Annotated in this window: 17 protein-coding genes; 13 read left to right on the top strand and 4 right to left on the bottom strand. The window is 68.7% G+C overall.

Annotated features, from left to right (window positions below; genetic code table 11):
- Window positions 1-15: 15 nt before the first annotated feature.
- From ABFG95_RS19710 to ABFG95_RS19660, 11 genes are all read left to right on the top strand, one after another.
- Window positions 16-1,329 (top strand): aromatic ring-hydroxylating dioxygenase subunit alpha, encoded by a 1,314-nt coding sequence (locus ABFG95_RS19710; protein WP_348994854.1) that lies wholly within the window; start codon window positions 16-18, stop codon window positions 1,327-1,329.
- Complete coding sequence (locus ABFG95_RS19705) at window positions 1,326-1,817, top strand: aromatic-ring-hydroxylating dioxygenase subunit beta (protein WP_049071602.1); 492 nt, start codon at window positions 1,326-1,328, stop codon at window positions 1,815-1,817. The genes ABFG95_RS19710 and ABFG95_RS19705 overlap by 4 nt, the downstream gene beginning before the upstream one ends.
- A gap of 9 nt (window positions 1,818-1,826) precedes the next feature.
- Complete coding sequence (locus tag ABFG95_RS19700) at window positions 1,827-3,458, top strand: AMP-binding protein (protein ID WP_278992788.1); 1,632 nt, start codon at window positions 1,827-1,829, stop codon at window positions 3,456-3,458.
- A complete protein-coding gene (locus ABFG95_RS19695) occupies window positions 3,455-4,630 on the top strand; it encodes a thiolase family protein (protein ID WP_238908074.1) in 1,176 nt (391 codons plus the stop codon). The genes ABFG95_RS19700 and ABFG95_RS19695 overlap by 4 nt, the downstream gene beginning before the upstream one ends.
- Complete coding sequence (locus tag ABFG95_RS19690; RefSeq protein WP_278992787.1) at window positions 4,627-5,868, top strand: SDR family NAD(P)-dependent oxidoreductase; 1,242 nt, start codon at window positions 4,627-4,629, stop codon at window positions 5,866-5,868. Before ABFG95_RS19695 ends, ABFG95_RS19690 begins: the two co-directional genes overlap by 4 nt.
- 31 nt (window positions 5,869-5,899) lie before the next feature.
- On the top strand, window positions 5,900-6,685 hold the full coding sequence (locus ABFG95_RS19685) for a cyclase family protein (protein WP_068951001.1): 786 nt from the start codon (window positions 5,900-5,902) through the stop codon (window positions 6,683-6,685).
- A 38-nt stretch (window positions 6,686-6,723) separates the two neighbouring features.
- A complete protein-coding gene (locus tag ABFG95_RS19680; protein ID WP_238908075.1) occupies window positions 6,724-7,452 on the top strand; it encodes an SDR family oxidoreductase in 729 nt (242 codons plus the stop codon).
- 163 nt (window positions 7,453-7,615) lie between these two features.
- Window positions 7,616-8,764: an ABC transporter substrate-binding protein gene (locus ABFG95_RS19675; protein ID WP_006388950.1), complete on the top strand. Its 1,149-nt coding sequence runs from the start codon at window positions 7,616-7,618 to the stop codon at window positions 8,762-8,764.
- Window positions 8,765-8,915: 151 nt separating this feature from the next.
- Window positions 8,916-9,956: a branched-chain amino acid ABC transporter permease gene (locus ABFG95_RS19670; RefSeq protein WP_054416489.1), complete on the top strand. Its 1,041-nt coding sequence runs from the start codon at window positions 8,916-8,918 to the stop codon at window positions 9,954-9,956.
- Window positions 9,953-11,746, top strand: coding sequence for a branched-chain amino acid ABC transporter ATP-binding protein/permease (locus tag ABFG95_RS19665; protein ID WP_175203425.1), 1,794 nt, complete (start codon window positions 9,953-9,955; stop codon window positions 11,744-11,746). Before ABFG95_RS19670 ends, ABFG95_RS19665 begins: the two co-directional genes overlap by 4 nt.
- Complete coding sequence (locus tag ABFG95_RS19660) at window positions 11,746-12,489, top strand: ABC transporter ATP-binding protein (RefSeq protein WP_049071591.1); 744 nt, start codon at window positions 11,746-11,748, stop codon at window positions 12,487-12,489. Before ABFG95_RS19665 ends, ABFG95_RS19660 begins: the two co-directional genes overlap by 1 nt.
- A 23-nt stretch (window positions 12,490-12,512) precedes the next feature.
- On the opposite strand, the gene ABFG95_RS19655 is transcribed toward ABFG95_RS19660, so the two are convergent.
- Entirely contained in the window at window positions 12,513-13,448 is a 936-nt protein-coding gene (locus ABFG95_RS19655) for a glycosyltransferase family A protein (RefSeq protein ID WP_049071590.1), read from the bottom strand.
- 227 nt (window positions 13,449-13,675) lie between these two features.
- On the opposite strand from ABFG95_RS19655, the gene ABFG95_RS19650 reads away from it, so the two are divergent.
- Entirely contained in the window at window positions 13,676-14,641 is a 966-nt protein-coding gene (locus ABFG95_RS19650; RefSeq protein ID WP_054416487.1) for a LysR family transcriptional regulator, read from the top strand.
- Between the two features lie 652 nt (window positions 14,642-15,293).
- Complete coding sequence (locus ABFG95_RS19645; RefSeq protein ID WP_006226408.1) at window positions 15,294-15,422, top strand: hypothetical protein; 129 nt, start codon at window positions 15,294-15,296, stop codon at window positions 15,420-15,422.
- A gap of 239 nt (window positions 15,423-15,661) precedes the next feature.
- Here the strand turns inward: ABFG95_RS19645 and ABFG95_RS19640 are convergent, their stop codons facing one another.
- From ABFG95_RS19640 to ABFG95_RS19630, 3 genes are read right to left on the bottom strand one after another with little or no spacing between them, the layout of a single operon-like run.
- Window positions 15,662-16,585 (bottom strand): sugar kinase, encoded by a 924-nt coding sequence (locus tag ABFG95_RS19640; protein ID WP_054416486.1) that lies wholly within the window; start codon window positions 16,583-16,585, stop codon window positions 15,662-15,664.
- Window positions 16,578-17,222 (bottom strand): bifunctional 4-hydroxy-2-oxoglutarate aldolase/2-dehydro-3-deoxy-phosphogluconate aldolase, encoded by a 645-nt coding sequence (locus tag ABFG95_RS19635; RefSeq protein ID WP_278992785.1) that lies wholly within the window; start codon window positions 17,220-17,222, stop codon window positions 16,578-16,580. The genes ABFG95_RS19640 and ABFG95_RS19635 overlap by 8 nt, the downstream gene beginning before the upstream one ends.
- A gap of 24 nt (window positions 17,223-17,246) precedes the next feature.
- Window positions 17,247-18,026, bottom strand: a complete 780-nt coding sequence (locus ABFG95_RS19630) for an IclR family transcriptional regulator (RefSeq protein WP_238908080.1) — start codon at window positions 18,024-18,026, stop codon at window positions 17,247-17,249.
- Window positions 18,027-18,090 lie beyond the last annotated feature (64 nt).

Genomic DNA, 18,090 nt, shown 5'->3' with positions numbered 1-18,090 from the left:
CAAGAGGAGACTCCCATGGCCAAATACCGCGACAACCCCGACGCCATCCGCGCCCTGCTGCGCGAGACCGAGGTGCACAAGGACCTGTTCATCGACGACGAACTGTTCGACCTGGAGATGGAACGGCTGTACGCCAACACCTGGGTCTACGTCGGCCACGACAGCCAGGTGCCCAACCCCGGCGACTACATCACCACCACCGTCGGCAACCAGCCGGTGGTGATGGTGCGCCACAGCGACCGTTCGGTGCGCGTGCTGCACAACCGCTGCCCGCACAAGGGCACCATGGTGGCGGGCGACGCCTGTGGCAACACCGGCAAGTTCTTCCGCTGCCCGTACCACGCCTGGACTTTCAAGACCGACGGCAGCCTGCTGTCGATCCCGCTGAAAAAAGGCTATGAAAACACCGGCCTGGAGCAGTGCGAGGCCAGCCAGGGCATGGCGGCGGTGAAAGACGTGCGCAACCATCGCGGCTTCGTGTTCTGCCGCCTGAACCCGACCGGCCAGTCGTTCGAGGACTTCTTCGGTGACGCGCTGTCGACGCTGGACAACATGGTCGACCGCTCGCCCGAAGGCCGGCTGGAAGTGGCCGGCGGCGTGCTGCGCTACATGCACCGCTGCAACTGGAAGATGCTGGTCGACAACCAGACCGACACCTGCCACCCGATGGTGGCGCACGAGTCGTCGGCCGGCACCGCGGTCAAGGTCTGGGAACAGGCCCCGGCCGGCACGCCCAAGCCGATGGCGGTGGAACTGTTCGCGCCATTCATCTCGCCCTACGAGTTTTTCGAGAACATGGGCATCCGCGTCTGGGAAAACGGCCACGGCCACACCGGCGTGTCCGATTCGATCCACGCCGCCTATTCGGGCATTCCGGGTTACTGGGAGTCCATGGTCGCCGCCTATGGCGAGGAGCGCGCCCGCCAGATCCTGGGCGACGTGCGCCACAACACCGTGTACTTCCCCAACATCATGGTCAAGGGCCCGATCCAGACCCTGCGCGTGTTCAAGCCGATCGCCGCCGACCGCACCCTGGTGGAGTCGTGGACCTTCCGCCTGGTCGGCGCGCCCGACCTGCTGCTGGAACGCACCCTCATGTACAACCGCCTGATCAACGCGCCCACCTCGGTGGTCGGCCACGACGACCTGGAGATGTACGAGCGCGCGCAGGATGGCCTGCAATCGCGCGCCCGCGACTGGGTCAACGTCGGCCGCCTGTACGACCCCGCCGAGCTCGGCCAGAAGAACGTCACCACCAACGGCACCAACGAATGGCAGATGCGCAACCAGTACCGCGCATGGGGCCGCTACATGACGGAGCAGGCATGAGCTTGAGCGACCGCGACCTGATCGATTTCGTCTACGCCGAGGCGCGCCTGCTCGACGAGTTGCGCTTCGAGGACTGGCTGGATCTGTACACCGAGGACGGCCACTACTGGATGCCGCTGGCCCACGGCCAGACCGACGCCCGCCTGCATGCCTCGCTCATGTACGAGGACAAGCTGCTGCTGCGCGTGCGCGTGGAGCGCCTGGCCGGCCAGCGCACCTTCTCGCAGCAGCCCAAGAGCCGCTGCCATCATCTGCTACAGGCGCCCACGGTCGAACACGACCATCCCGACTCGGCGCCGGACCAGGGCCGCCACGTGGTGCGCACCGCCTTCCATTACGTCGAGACGCGGCAGGACGCGCAGACGCTGTACGCCGGCTGGGCCACGCATCACCTGGTCGAGCAGGACGGCGCGCTGCGTATCCGCCTCAAGCGCGTCGACCTGGTGAACTGCGACGCCGCGTTCGGCAACATCCAATTGTTCATGTAGGAGCGGCTTGTGAGCCCCACCGTCCACCAGGCTTTCCTGGACACCGCGGCCCGGCATGGCGCCCGGCCCTTCCTGTGCATCCTGCCGGAAACCGCCGACATCTACGGCATCGGCGCCGGCGAGCTGACCTACGCCCAGGCGGCCGCCGCCATCGAGACGCTGCGCGCGGCCTACGCCCGCGCCGGCTACGGCCACGGCCACCGCGCCGGCCTGCTGCTGGAAAACCGGCCTGCCTTCTTCCTGCACTGGTTCGCGCTGAACGCGCTGGGCGTGTCGGTGGTGCCGATCAACCCCGACCTGCGCGCGGCCGAACTGGAGTACCTGACGGGCCATTCCGAGATCGCGCTGGCGGTGGCACTGCCCGAGCGCCACGCCGACCTGCTGGCCGCCGCCGAGCGCGCCGGCCGGCCGCTGCGCGTGATGGGGCCGGACGCCGCCCCGCCCGCCGCGCCCTTCCCCGCGCCGCTGGCGGGCGCGCCCGACGAACTGACCGAATGCGCGCTGCTGTACACGTCCGGCACGACCGGCCGTCCCAAGGGCTGCATCCTGCCGAACCGCTATTTCCTGCACGCGGGCGGCTGGTACGCCCGCATCGGCGGCCTGGCCGAGCTGCGCCCCGGCGAGGAGCGCATGCTGACGCCGCTGCCGCTGGTGCACATGAACGCCATGGCCTATTCCGCCATGGCCATGGTGCTGACCGGCGGCTGCCTGATTCCGCTGGACCGCTTCCATCCCAAGACCTGGTGGGAGAGCGTGCGCGAATCCGGCGCCACCGTGCTGCACTACCTGGGCGTGATGCCGGCGATCCTGATGAAGGCCGAGCCGTCGGCGCGGGACAGGCAGCCAGCCATCCGATTCGGTTTCGGCGCGGGCGTCGACCGCAAGCTGCACCAGCCCTTCGAGGAACGCTTCGGTTTTCCGCTGCTGGAAGCCTGGGCCATGACCGAAACGGGCGCCGGGGCCGTCATCATCGCCAACCAGGAGCCGCGCCACATCGGCAGCAGCTGCTTCGGCCGCGAAGAGGATGACGTGCTGGTGCGCATCGTCGCCGATCACGGCGGCGAGGCCGCCGCCGGCGAGCCGGGCGAGCTGCTGGTGCGCCATGCCGGCGATGACCCGCGCTACGGCTTCTTCGCCGGCTACCTGAAGGACGCCGAGGCCACTTCGCAGGCCTGGGAGGACGGCTGGTTCCACACCGGCGACATCGTGCGCCGCGAGGCCGACGGCGCGCTGCGCTTCGTCGACCGCAAGAAGAACGTGATCCGCCGCAGCGGCGAGAACATCTCCGCCGTGGAAGTCGAAAGCGTGCTGCTGCAGCATCCGCTGGTCAAGGCCGTGGCGGTGGCCGCCGTGCCCGACCCGGTGCGCGGCGACGAGGTGCTGGCCTGCGTGGTGGCGGAAACCGCGCCCGCCGACGCCGCCGCCCGCGCCGACGCGGCCCGCGACATCGTGCAGTGGAGCCTGCAACAACTGGCCTATTACAAGGCGCCCGGCTACGTCGCCTTCGTCGACAGCCTGCCGCTCACCACCACCAACAAGATCCAGCGCGGCGAAATGAAGGCGCTGGCGCCGACCCTGCCGGGCACGGCCAGCTGCGTCGACACCACCGCCATGAAGAAGCGCCAGGAGCCCGCCCGATGAGCCCGCCGCGCGCCCGCTACGACGGCGTGGTGGCGGCCCTGCCCGTCAGCATTCCGTATGAGCGCTATTCCACCCATGCCGCGCATTGGTGGCTCGGCCGCGCGCTGGGCGCGCTGATCCGCCAGGCCGGCATCGCCAAGACCGACGTCGACGGCCTGTGCGTGTCCAGCTTCACGCTGGCGCCGGACACCGCCGTGGGCCTGACGCAGCACCTGGGCATGAGCCCGCGCTGGCTCGATCACATCCCCATGGGCGGCGCCAGCGGCGTGGCCGCGCTGCGCCGCGCCGCGCGCGCGGTGCAGGCGGGCGACGCCGGCATCGTCGCCTGCATCGCGGGCGACACCAACCAGGTCGACTCGTTCCGCAACACCGTCAGCCAGTTCTCGCGCTTCGCCCAGGACGCGGTCTACCCCTATGGCGCGGGCGGCCCCAACGCCAGCTTCGCGCTGCTGACCGCGCACTACATGCGCAGCACCGGCGCCACCCGCGAGGACTTCGGCAAGGTTTGCGTGGCGCAGCGCGACAACGCGCTGCGCTATCCGCACGCGCTGATGAAGAAGCCGCTGACGCTCAAGCAATACCTGGACGCGCGCGTCATCACCGACCCGATCCACCTGTTCGACTGCGTCATGCCCTGCGCTGGCGCCGACGGCTTCCTGGTGATGAGCGAAGACCGGGCGCGGGCGCTGAACCTGCCCTACGCCCGCATCCTGTCCACCATCGAGCGCCACAACGCCTGGATCGAGGACCCGATCCAGACCCGCGGCGGCTGGACCATGGACATCGACGAACTCTATGGCATGGCGGACGCGGCCCCGGCCGACATGGACTTCCTGCAGGCCTACGACGACTACCCCGTCATCAACCTGATGCAGATGGAGGACCTGGGCTTCTGCGCCAAGGGCGAGGCGCCGCAATTCGTGCGCGCCAACACCTTCACCGTCGACGGCAGCTTCCCCTTCAACACCAACGGCGGGCAGTTGTCGGTGGGCCAGGCCGGCGCCGCCGGCGGCTATCTCGGCATGGTCGAGGCGCTGCGCCAGCTGACCGGCACGGCCGGCGGCACGCAGGTGGCCAACGCGCGCCTGGGCCTGGTCAGCGGCTTCGGCATGATCAACTACGACCGCGGGCTGTGCACCGCCGCGGCCATCCTGGCCAGGAGCGACGCATGACCGAGCCGCTAGCCAAGCCGCCGCGCAAGAATCCCGTGGCGCGCACGCGCCAGCCGACCCTGCCGCCGGGCGCCCGCAGCCGCGCCGCCCTGGGCCTGACGGCCGCGGCCGCCGAAGGCCGCTTCGAGCTGCAGACGTGCGCCGATTGCGGCGCGGTGCAGTACCCGCCGCGCGAAGTCTGCGGCCATTGCCTGTCGGAGCGCCTGCCGTGGCGGCCGGTGGATCCCAACGGCGTGCTGCTGGTCAGCACCACCCTGCACCACAGCAACGATCTCTATTTCCGTGAACGCCTGCCGTGGCGCGTGGGCACCGTGCGCATGGACGCCGGCCCGTCAGTTGTCGCGCACGTGCACCAGGATTGCGCCGACGGCGCGCGCGTGCGGCTGGCGCTCAAGCTCGACCGCAGCGGCCAGGCCGTGATGATCGCCCTGCCCGAAAGGAATACGCCCCATATGGAAGACGACAAGACCCTGCGCGAGACCTCGTGCGATCCGAAATTCCGCCGGGCGCTGGTCACCGACGGCAAGTCGGCGGTGGGCCAGGCGGTGGCGCGCGCCCTGCTCGACGCCGGCTGCCCGACTGTGCTCCTGGGCGATCCGCAGGCCTGGCGCCGCGACGCCGGCTTCGACGCGCTGGCGGCCGATCCACGGGTGCAGGCGCTGGCGCTGGACGTGACCGACAGCGACTCGGTCGAACGCGCCGCCGCATCGATCGGCGGCAAGGTCGAGATCCTGGTCAACACCGCCGACCTGGAACGCGAAGGCGGCCTGCTCGGCCGCAAGGACGTCAACACCGCGCGCGACGCCCTGGACGTCAATGTGCTGGGCCTGATGCGGCTGGCGCAGGGTTTCGGGCCAGCGCTATGCGGCCGCGCCGCCGACGGCGTCAACAACGCCACGGCCTGGGTCAACGTGCTGTCGATCTACGCCCACGTCAACCTGCCGGCGCGCGGCATGTGGTCGGCCTCCAAGGCCGCCGCGCTGTCGCTGGCGCAATGCCTGCGCGCCGAAATGCGGCCGGCCGGCGTGCGCGTGGTGAACGTGTTCCCCGGCCCGGTCGACCACGAATGGGAGCAGCGCACGCCGCCCCCGCGCGTGGCGCCCACGGCCATCGCGAGCGCCATCGTGCGCGCGCTGAAGGACGGCGTCGAGGACGTGTACGTCGGCGACGTGGCGCAGGAATTCCGCGCGCGGCTGGCGGAAAACCCCAAGGGACTGGAACGGGAACTGGGCGCCTGACGCCCCGACACGAAAACCAAAGGAGCAACAGATGAGCCAACCCATACTTGCCCAATTCATGACCGAACTGGTGTCGGGCCGCATCCGCCTGGTGGACCTGACCGAGACGCTGACGCCCGAATTCCCCACCATCGTGCTGCCGCCGGAGTTCGGCCAGGCCTGGCCGTTCCGCATCGAGGAAATCTCGCGCTACGACGAGCGCGGCCCGGCCTGGTACTGGAACAATTTCTCGTGCTCCGAGCACACCGGCACCCACTTCGATGCGCCGGTGCACTGGGTCACCGGCAAGGACCAGCCCGACAACACCGTCGACACCATCCCGGTGGAGGCCTTCATCGCCAGCGCCTGCGTCATCGACTGTTCGGCCGAGGCGCGCGACAACCCCGACTTCCTGCTGACCATCGACTTCGTCAAGAAGTGGGAGGAACAGCATGGCCGCATCCCGGCCCGTTCCTGGGTGCTGATGCGCACCGACTGGTCCAAGCGCGCCAAGCCGGCCGAATACCTGAACATGCAGGAAGACGGCGCGCATTCGCCCGGCCCCGACGCCGAGGTGGTGCCGTGGCTGATCAAGGAACGCGACGTGCACGGCTTCGGCACCGAATCGGTGGGCACCGACGCCGGTCAGGCCCATCACCTGAATCCGCCCTACCCCTGCCACTACTTCATGCACGGCAACAACCGCTACGGCCTGCAGTGCCTGACCAACCTGGACCAGCTGCCGCCCACCGGCGCGGTGATCTTCTCGGCGCCGCTCAAGATCCGCAGCGGCTCGGGCAGCCCGCTGCGGGTGCTGGCGCTGGCGCCGCGCGCCTGAGCGGCCGTCAAGAACAACAGAACACAGGGGGATTCATCATGACGCAAACCAACGTCGCCATCGTCACCGGCGGCAGCGCCGGCATCGGCGCCGAAGTCTGCCGCAGCATGCTCGACGCGGGCTACGAGGTGATCTCGATGGCGCGCCGCGCCGCCGACTTCAGCCATCCGCGCCTGCACAACGTGCAGGTGGACCTGCTGGACGCCGACGCCACGGCCCAGGCGGGCGCCGAGATCGCGGCGCGCTTTCCGGTCAGCCATGTCATCCACAACGCCGGCGTCATCTGGCCCAACCTGCTGCCGCAGGTGACCCAGGAGGAACTGCACGGCCTGACCCAGATCCACCTGGGCGCGGCCATCAGCCTGGTGCAGGCGGCCTTGCCCGGCATGCAGGAACGCCATTTCGGCCGCATCGTCATGATGTCCTCGCGCGGCGCGCTGGGCCTGCCCACCCGCACCGCTTATTCCGCCACCAAGGCCGGCATGGTCGGCATGGCGCGCACCTGGTCGCTGGAACTGGCCCCCTTTGGCATCACCGTCAACGTGGTGGCGCCCGGCCCGATCCAGACCGACATGTTCTACGAAGTGATCGAACCCGGCAGCGAACGCGAAACGCAGCTGGCCAACGGCATCCCGGTCAAGCGCCTGGGACGCTCGGACGACGTGGCGCGGGCGGTGATGTTCTTCGCCGACCCGGCCAACAGCTTCGTCACCGGCCAGACGCTGTTCGTCTGCGGCGGCGCCAGCGTCAGTTCCATCACCATCTGACCGGCGTCCCACGCATCCGCTTCGGGTTTTGACGGATAGGTAAGCACGCAGACCGCGTCTACAGTGCAGTGCCAGAAAGTTGAAGCCAAAAGCAATTTTCGCGGTATCCGTTTTCTCCGTTTTCCAGCCGCACCCACTCTGCCCCCTATCCGGAGGTTTTGCCATGCTGTCGAAGAAACTCCCCCTGGCCGCCGCCGTGCTGGCCACGCTGGTCTCCCTGCCCGTCCTGGCCCAGGTCAAGGTCGGCGTGGTCACCTCGTCCACCGGCCCCACCGCGCTGGTCGGCATTCCGCAAAAGAACACCGTGCCGCTGCTGCCCAAGAAGATCGGCGACCTGACCGTGGAATACATCTCGCTGGACGACGCCAGCGATTCCACCAACTCGGTCACGGCCTTCAAGAAGCTCATCACCGAACAGAACGTGGACGCCCTGATCGGGCCGTCGGGCTCGCCCAACGCCATGGGCGTGATCCAGTTCGCCGCCGAGGCCGGCGTGCCGATGCTGGCGCCGGTGGGCACCGCCGCCGTGGTGCTGCCGATGAACGAGCAGAAGAAGTGGGTCTTCAAGACCACCCAGAACGACGACATCATCGCCCGCGCGCTGGTCGACCACATGGCCAAGACCGGCATCAAGACGGTCGGCTTCATCGGCCTGAACGATCCCTATGGCGAGAACTGGTACAAGGTGTTCTCCGGCCTGGCGGCCGAGAAGGGCATCAAGATCACCGCCAACGAACGCTACCTGCGCTTTGACAGCTCGGTCACCGGCCAGGCCCTGAAGATCCTGGCGGCCAAGCCCGACGCCGTGCTGGTGGCCGCTCCCGGCGCCGCCAGCGTGCTGCCGCAGACGACGCTGTTCGACCAGGGCTACAAGGGCAAGTTCTACCAGACCCACGGCGCCGCGCTGCCCGACTTTCTCAAGCTCGGCGGCAAGAAGGTCGAAGGCACCGTGCTGGCCGCCAGCCTGATGCTGGTGCTGCCGGAAATGCCCGACAGCAACCCGTCCAAGAAGGTCGCCAGCGACTACATCGCCGCCTACGAAAAACTCAACGGCTCCAAGCCCGCCACCTTCGGCGCCAACGTCTACGACGCCGGCCTGCTGCTGGAAAAGGCCATCCCGCTGGCCGAGAAAGCCGGCAAGCCGGGCACCAAGGAGTTCCGCAGCGCGCTGCGCGACGCGCTGGAGCAGACCCGCGAACTGGTCGGCACCCAGGGCGTCTACAACATGAGCGCCGCCGACCACAGCGGCTTCGACGACCGCGGCCGCGAACTCATCACGGTGAAGGACGGCAACTGGACGCTGGTGAAGTAAGCCGAAATAGCCCCCCCCGAAGCGCTGCGCGCCTCCCCCCCAGGGGGCATGCCTGCGGACCGGCAGAGCCGGCTCCGCGGCATCCCGATGGGCAGGGTTCAAGCGGAGATAAAACCGCTGCAGTGTTTTTCCGTTTTATCCGGAAGTACCGATGAATGCTCAGATCGCCCTGATACTCGGGCAGGATGGCATCACCAATGGCGCCATCTACGCGCTGCTGGCCTTGTCCATCCTGCTGGTCTTTACCGTTACCCGCGTGCTGTTCATCCCCCAGGGCGAGTTCGTCGCCTTCGGCGCGCTCACCATGGCCGCGCTGCAGGCCGGCAAGCCGGTGCTGCTGGTGTGGCTGCTGCTGGCGTTCGCGCTGGCCGAAGCCGTGGCCGACCTGATGGCGCGCGCCAGGCGGCCAGGACGCCGCGCGCCGCTGTGGCGCATCATCGCCAAGGTGGTGTATCCGCTGCTGCTGGCCGCGCTGTTCTACCGCCTGCCGCTGGCGCAGCTGCCGATGGCCGTGCAGGCGCTGCTGACGCTGCTGCTGGTGGTGCCGATGGGCCCGCAGCTGTACCGCCTGTTCTACCAGCCGATCGCCTCGGCCTCGACGCTGGTGCTGCTGATCGTGTCGATCGCGGTGCACCTGGCGCTGGTCGGCCTGGGCCTGCTGGCCTTCGGCGCCGAAGGCGCGCGCACCGCGCCGTTCAGCGACGCCAGCCTGGCGCTGGGTCCGGTCAACGTCAACAGCCAGGCGCTGTGGGTGGTGGCGGTGTCGGCGCTGCTGATCGTGGTGCTGTACCAGTTCTTCGAGCGCTCGATGTACGGCAAGGCCTTGCGCGCCGCCGCCTTCAACCGGCTGGGCGCGCGCCTGATGGGCATTTCGCCGGTGTTCGCCGGCAAGGCCACGTTCTTCCTGGCGGCGCTGATCGGCACCGTCTCGGGCATCCTGATCGCGCCCATCACCACCATGTATTTCGATTCCGGCTTCATGGTCAGCCTGAAGGGCTTCGTCGGCGCCATCATCGGCGGCCTGGTGAGCTACCCGCTGGCCGCCGCCGGCGCCGTGCTGGTCGGCCTGATCGAGGCCTTCTCCTCGTTCTGGGCCAGCGCCTACAAGGAGATCATCGTCTTCACGCTGATCATCCCCGTGCTGCTCTGGCGTTCCCTGAAAAGCCACCACGTCGAGGAAGAAGAAGAATGACCCCGCGCCACCTCGTCCTCGTGTTCCTGGCGCTGCTGGCGGCCGCGCCGCTGGCGTTGCCGCCGTTCTACGTCACGCTGCTGAACTACATCGGCCTGTACGCCATGGTGGCGCTGGGGCTGGTGCTGCTGACCGGCGTCGGCGGCCTGACCAGCTTCGGCCAGGCCGCCTTCGTCGGCGTCGGCGCCTACACCACCGCGCTGCTCACCACCCGCGCCGACGCCCTGCCCGCCTGGCTGGCGTGGCTCGGCGCCTCGCCCTGGCTGACGCTGCTGGCCGGCCTGTTGCTGACGCTGGTGGTGGCCTACCTGCTGGGCGCCATCACGCTCAAGCTGTCCGGCCACTTCCTGCCGCTGGGCACCATCGCCTGGGGCCTGTCGCTGTACTTCGCCTTCGGCTCGGTCGAGGGCCTGGGCGGCCACACCGGCATCCCCGACGTGCCGGCCATCCACCTGTTCGGCTGGGCACTGACGCAGGGCGATGAGATCTACTACCTGATCTGGGCCTTCCTGCTGGTGGCCATGTGGTCGACCAGCAACCTGCTCGATTCGCGCGAGGGCCGCGCCATCCGCGCCCTCAAGGGCGGCCGTGTCATGGCCGAATCGATGGGCGTGGACACGGCCCGCTCGCGCATGGTGATCTTCATCATCGCCGCGCTGCAGGCCTGCGCCTCGGGCTGGCTGTACGCGCACATGCAGCGCTTCGTCAATCCGAACCCGTTCGGCCTGCAGATGGGCATCGAGTACCTGTTCATGACCGTCATCGGCGGCGCCGGCCAGGTGTGGGGCGCGCTGGTCGGGGCGGGCGTGTTCACGGTGCTCAAGCAATGGCTGCAGGACTGGCTGCCCAAGCTGCTGGGCCAGACCGGCAACTTCGAGGTGATCGTGTTCGGCTTCGGCATGGTGCTGCTGCTGCACCGCTTCCGCGGCGGCCTGTGGCCGGTGCTGGCGCGCTGCGTGCCGGTGCGCAGGCGCCAGCGGCAGATCGACGCCCAGGCCGAGCCGCTGCCGCGCAAGCCGATGCCGCCGCGCGGCGAGGTGGTGCTGAAGGCGGTCGACGTGACCCGCAAGTTCGGCGGCCTGGTCGCCAACAACGCCATGAACCTGGAGATCCGCGCCGGCGAGATCCTGGCGCTGATCGGCCCCAACGGCGCCGGCAAGAGCACCATGTTCAACCAGATCTCGGGCGTGGACACGCCCACCTCCGGCCAGGTCACGCTGCTGGGCCAGCAGGTGGCCGGCGCCGGCGCGCGCCGCATCGCCCGCCTGGGCCTGTCGCGCACCTTCCAGCACGTGCGCCTGCTGGGCCGCATGAGCGTGCTGGAGAACGTCGCCATCGGCGCCCACCTGCGCGGCCATCGCGGCGTGCTGCCGGCCGCCTGGCGCCTGGACCGCGCCGAGGAGGCCCGCCTGCTGGCCGAGGCGGCGCGCCAGGTCGAGCGCGTCGGCCTGGGCAAACACCTGCACGACGAGGCCGGCTCGCTGGCGCTGGGGCAACAGCGCATCCTGGAGATCGCGCGGGCGCTGGCGTCGGATCCCTGCATCCTGCTGCTGGACGAACCAGCCGCCGGCCTGCGCTACCAGGAAAAATGCGAACTGGCCGAGCTGCTGAAGAAGCTGCGCGCCGAAGGCATGGCGATCCTGCTGGTCGAGCACGACATGGATTTCGTGATGGGCCTGGTCGATCGCGTGGTGGTGATGGACTTCGGCGAGAAGATCGCCGAGGGCCTGCCGGCGGAGATCCAGCACAACCCCGCGGTGCTGGAAGCCTATCTGGGCGGAGTGGAATGATGAGCGCGAAACTGCTGGAAGTGCGCGACCTGCGCGTGGCCTACGACAAGGTCGAGGCCGTCTCGGGCGTCAGCCTGTCGGTGGACGAGGGCAAGATCGTCACCGTCATCGGCCCCAACGGCGCCGGCAAGACCACCCTGCTGTCGGCCATCATGGGCGTGCTGCCCTCGCGCGGCGAGATCGTGTTCGGCGGCAAGCGCCAGGAGCACGCCGAGATCGAGGAAATGGTGGCGGCCGGCATGAACCTGGTGCCGGAGAAACGCGAGCTGTTCGCCGAGATGTCGGTGGAGGACAACCTGATGCTGGGCGCCTTCGACCGCTTCCGCCGCGGCCTGCGCGACCAGGACCAGACGCTGGCCGAGGTCTACGACCTGTTCCCGCGCCTGCGCGAACGCCGCGCGCAGTTGTCGGGCACGCTGTCCGGCGGCGAACGCCAGATGCTGGCGGTGGGCCGCGCGCTGATGGCCAAGCCGCGCCTGCTGATGCTGGACGAACCCAGTTTGGGCCTGGCGCCGCGCATCGTGCGCGAAGTGTTCCGCATCGTCGAGCAGTTGCGCGGCATGGGCGTGTCGATCCTGCTGATCGAACAGAACGCGCGCGCCGCGCTGCAGGTGGCCGATTACGCCTATGTGCTGGAAACCGGCGCCGTCACCCTGGAGGGTCCGGCCGCGCAGGTGGCGGAGGATCCGCGCGTGGTCGAGGTCTATCTGGGATTGGGCCACGCCGCGCCGGCCTCGGCGTAGCGATCGCCGCGAACCGCCGCGGCTCAGGCCACGCCGCGGCGCCGGTCGCGGCGGTACAGCGCGTACCCGAGCGGCCACATCACGCCGACCATCAGGCGCGCCCACGGGTTGGTCAGGCGGTAGGCCTGCACCGCCGTCGGCACGCCGGAGTGCTTCAGGTGCAGGCGAAAGCGGGTGTAGCGCGCGGCGGCCATGACGAATTCACGCGGCCGGAAGCGGAAGAATTCCAGGTGATGCTGCAGCATGTCCCAGGCCAGCAGGTACAGGCCCTGGGCGTTGTTGCCCACCGATACCGCGCCCTGGCTCAGGCCGCCCGGGGTGTCGTGATAGGTGCGCACCACCTGATTGATGAAGCGGCTGAGGTAGCCGGCCCGGGCGATCGCCCACCACACCAGGCTCTCGGGGACGAAGCCGGCCACGTCCTCGGGAAAGGGAAACTTGCGCAGGATGTCGGTGCGCATACAGCCGAACTTCTCGCCCTTGATGCGATAGCGGAAATACACGTCGACCGCGGTGCTGTCGAACACGTCCTGGGGATAGCGGTCGCCCACGATGCTGCCGTCGGGACGCGCGCAAAGACCGGTCACGGCCACGTACGAATCGCGGCGGGCCGGCGGAATCGCCTCCCAGGCGGCCTTGAAGGTGGCCAGCGATTCGGGCGGCATTTCGTCATCGCTGTCCAGGGCGACGATCAGCTCGCCGCGCGCCTCGCGCACGCCGCGGTTGAAGGCGGTTTTCTTGTGCTGGTTGTTCTGCCAGAAATAGCGGATGGGAAAATCGGCGCGCTGCTGCCAGTCGAGCACGGCCTCGTGCGTGTTGTCGGTGGAGCCATCGTCCACGATTACCCACTCGAAGTCCCGGAACGTCTGGCGGGAAAGCGATTCATACACCCGATGCAGCGTGCCCGCCCGGTTGTAGGTGGGCGTCAGAACGGTGAAGAACGTCGGCGTGTCGGTCATGCGAACTGGGCCCCTTTGCGATTTCCGGATAACCGCTGCGGTCTTGGTCTGTGTTGTTTTCGCCTGAAGTGTAGGGGATATGCCCGCGCCAACTGATGCCATGGCATGCAAATTTGCAATCAAATCTGACAATCCATGGATTTCCAGACTTATCCTAGGCGGCGGTCCTGGTCATTGGGTGACTGGCCGGAGTGGCGTAAACTCGGGCGGCCCAAACCGGAATGCCTATGGAAGCTTCGACCGTCCAGCTCAATGACATCGCCTTGTTCGTAGAGGTTGCCAAGCGCAAGAGCTTCAGCCTGGCCGCCCGGGCCCTGAACATGCCCACCTCGACGCTGTCACGCCGTATCAACGAGCTGGAACGGGCGATCGGGCTGCGCCTGATCAACCGCAACACCCGCCGCCTGGACCTGACCGAGGCCGGCGCGGCCTACATGAGCCGCTGCCAGGGCCTGATCGACGAGGCGCGCCTGGCGCACGAACAGCTGCAGGCGCTGTCGGGCGGCCCGTCGGGCAATCTGCGGGTGTCGATGCCCTACAGCCTGGCGATCTGGCTGCTGCCGGAGACGATCAACGATTTCACGGATCGCTATCCGGAGGTGGAATGCGAGTTCGACCTGAGCATGATGACGGCGTCGGACGCGCAGGGCACGCCGTTCGACATCGTGCTGCGATTCGGCCGCAACAGCGACTATCCGGTTGCCAGCATCGACAATGGCAACGGCAATGGCGGCGCGCCGGTGCCGCGCAGCGATGGCGCGGTGGTGCAGGAGCTGGTGTCGCTGGACAACTATCTTTATGCCTCGGACCGCTATCTGGAACGCTTCGGCGAACCGAAGACGCCGTCAGACCTGACGCGGCACCAATGCCTGCGCACGACGATCGATGACGCGCATTCGCATTGGACGCTGCACAATGGGCGGGTGAGCGAGCAGGTGCCGGTGAGCGGGCATCTGGCGGCGAACAACATGAGTATCGCGGGGACGCTGGCGGGGCTGGACCTGGCGATCACGCGGATGCCGCATTGCCAGGCGCTGGATCCGATCATCAAGCGCAATTCGTTGCGAAGGGTGTTGCCGGGCTGGTCGGTGGATCCGATTTCGATCTACGTGGTATATCCGTCGAGTATTCAGCCGGCCAAGACGCGGGCGTTCATGGATTTCATTCGGCCTAAGTTGGGGCCGGCTGAGTAGTCTTTGTTTTTGGGCGATGCGGGGTTCTTGAGCCGCGCGTGGCGGGATCGGCGGGGGATGGCGGGGCTACGATTGCGGTCCGGAGCCTTCGCTCCGGACTACCCCTGCCTCAACCTCGTACGCCTTCGGCTCCCTTCGGTTTCCGTCGGGCGCATCTACACGCCCCGCCATCCCCCGCCGATCCCGCCACGCGCTCATGATGAGACTTGGCGTCGGGCGTCGGGACGGTCGGTTTGCTTGGCATGCAGGTGACTATCAGGAGTGGAGCGGAGGATCTTGCGGGGTCCGCCTCAAACCGGCCGCGCGGGCGGTCTTTTGAGGCTTACGCGGTGTCTGGCGTCGGGATGATGGCGCTCTCGCGTGTGCGAAGGGGCCAATTAGTTGGCCTGTCGATGCATGTCCTGCACACGGAGCGGACCGAAAGGGGGCTTACCAAGTTAAATGCGTCCCTATTTTTTGACGTTACCGGGTCTCCAGGCAAGCCCCCCAAATTGGCGCCCTCGCCACTTTCAGGCTAGAATGCCGAGTTACCCAATTTCCCCGCCAGCCCAGTTTCCGGTTGTGCGGCCGGGTCGAAGACACCCGCAAGCCAAGCTTGAAGGCGGCTTCGCCCCGCTAATTCGATTTCCGCAAATTCAACAGGAGAATCAACATGGCTGAACGCAAACGCGTGCGTCGCAACACCCTGGAACGCCGTTGCCTGGGCAAGGCCTTCAAGCGCTTGTTCGTCAAGTCGCCCAAGGGTGTGTTCAAGATGCTGGAAAAGATCAAGCGCGTCTAAATGACCCGCCCGCCGCGCCAGGTTCCTGGCATGCGGCCCGATCGAAAAAATCCCCGCTGGTGCGAACCGGCGGGGATTTTTGTTTGGGCGGCCGGGCACGCCAGCGCTAGACAAACGGCCCGGGGAGACTGGCGGGAGGGCGACCCGCGCGTTGCCGGCAGGCCATTGTCGACGGGCCGCCCATGGCGCCGGCGGTGGGTGCCGGCCCCACTCGCTGGCGCCCCCTTCAGCGTCAGGCGTCAACCCCGCAGCTTCGCCAGCACCTGCTCGGCGCGAGGCAACGGGTCGACCGCGCCATAGCCCAGCGTCGACAGCGCCGCCGCCACGTTGGCATAGCGCACCGCGTCGGCCCAGTCGTCGCCCTGGCAGCGGCGCGCCAGCAGGCTGCCGGCGAAGCAGTCGCCGGCGCCGGTGGCGTCGACCGCGTCCACGCGCAGGGCCGCGACCGGCGTGCGGGTCTTGCCGTCGTCGATGATGGAGCCATCCTTGCCCAGCTTCAGCACCACCACGCCGGTGGCGCCGGCGTCGCGGATCCAGTCGAGCGTGCGTTCGGGGTCGTCGTTGCCGGTCAGGTGCTGCATGTCGTCCATGCTCGGCAGGAACAGGTCGGCGTGGCACAGCGCTTCGCGCAGCACGGCGCGGGCGCGGTCCAGCGGCCACAGGCGCAGCCGCAGGTTCGAGTCCAGGCTGACCTGCACGCCGGCCGCGCGGGCGCGGGCGATGGCGGCGAAGACCGTGTCGCAGGCGCTGGTGCTGATCGCCAGGCTGATGCCGGAAACGTGCAGGAAGCGGGCGCGTTCGATCAGGCCGCCGTCGAGGCTGGCGGGCGTCATCAGGCTGGCGGCCGAGCCGCGGCGCAGGTAACTGAAGGCGTGGCCGTCGGGGCCGTGCTGCACGAAGTACAGGCCGGTGTGCGCAGCGGCATCGACCTCGACGCCCGAGGTGTCCACGCCCTCGTCGCGCCACAAGGCCAGGAACTGCGCGCCAAAGGCGTCATCGCCGACGCGCGTCAGGTAGGCGCAGCGCGCGCCCTGGCGGGCGGCGGCGATGACGGCGTTGGAGGTGTCGCCGCCAAAGCCTTGCAGGTATTGGCGCTGGTCCTGGCTGGTCTGGTTCAGTTCGACCAGCGGTTCGCCTAGCGCGACGATATCGAAATCAGCCATGGGCGGCCTCGCGGGTGCGGGTGATCTGCGCCACCAGGGCGGCCGTGTCGCGCGCGGCGAAGGCGGCCTTGTCATAGAGGTTGCTGCCGATGCCGACCAAGCCCGCGCCGGCGGCGAAATACGCGGCCATGTTCTCGGCGGTGACGCCGCCGGTGGGGCAGAACACCGTGTCCGGATACACCGATTTGAGCGCCGCCAGATGCTTGGGGCCGCCGGTGTCGGCCGGGAACACCTTGACTACATCGACGCCAGCGCGGCGCGCGGCCAGCACCTCGGTGGGCGTGAAGGCGCCCAGCAGGCAGAGGGCGTCGGCGGCATGCGCCAGGTCGACAATCTCGGTGGCCAGTGCCGGCGACACCAGGAAGTCGGCGCCGGCCACCAGGGCCTCGCGCGCCTGGGTTTCATCCAGCACCGTGCCCACGCCCAGCAGCAGCGCGGGGCCGTGCTTGTCGCGCAGCGCGCGCACCAGGTCGGTCACGCCCGGAATGGTCCAGGTCAGTTCCAGCGTGGCGCAGCCGGCGGCCACGGCCACCTCGGCGGCGTAGGCCGCGGTGGCGGCATCCTGGTAGCGCAGCACGGGCACGACCCGGGCGGCGAGCAAGGCGTCGAGTTTCGAGGCACGGGGAGCAGCGGTCATGGCATTCCTTTCGGGATGGATCGTTCAGGCGCCGCCGGATGGCAGCACGGCGAGTTTGGCGGCGGCCGCATCGCGCAGCCGCAGCAGGGGTTCGATATAGGCCGATTGCGGATCGTCGCTGCGCCGGAACATCAGCGTGCTGACGCTGACGCATGCGACCGGCTGGCCGCCGGCATCGCGCAGCGCCACGCCGTAGCAGACGATGCCGGGCTCGTTTTCCTCGTTGTCCAGCGCGTAGCCGCGCGCCGCCGTCTCGGCCAGCGCCGCGCGCAGCGCGGGCAGGCTCGCCACGGTGCCGGGCATGCGCGATTCCAGCGGCAGGTCGCGCAGCAGGTGTTCGCGCGCCGGCTCGTCCAGCGCGGCCAGGTAGGCCTTGCCGACCGCGCTCGAATGCAGCGACACCGCCGCGCCCACGCGCGAGGCCATGCGCACCGGGCCGGGGCTTTCAAGCTTGTCGATATAGATCATTTCGGCGCCGGCCGGCACCGCCAGGTGCACGGTCTCGCCGGTGGCGTCGCGCAGCGCCTGCAGGTCGGCCGCCAGCGCGGCGCGCAGGTCGAACTGCGACCAGGCGCGGCTGGCCAGGGCCAGGAGGCGCGGTCCGAGGCGATAGGCGCCGTCGGCTTCGGCCACCATGCCCTGCTCGGCCAGCGCCGCCACGATGCGGTAGACGGTCGGCCGCGGATAGCCGCTGCTGCGCGCCAGCGCCGCCGCCGTGGGCGGCCGGGGCGCGTCGGCCACCGCCTGCAACACCGTCATGAACTTGGCGAACGCGGCCGCGCCCGCCACCTTGGATTCCGACACAACCGCCCCCACCTCGGGTAGATGCGCTGCGTTAACAACGCGCCGGCGGAAAGCACTCGGCAAA

It is taken from the genome of Achromobacter sp. HNDS-1 (assembly GCF_040084795.1).
Classification (GTDB): domain Bacteria; phylum Pseudomonadota; class Gammaproteobacteria; order Burkholderiales; family Burkholderiaceae_B; genus Achromobacter; species Achromobacter ruhlandii.
This window is presented reverse-complemented; position numbering and strand designations above follow the sequence as displayed.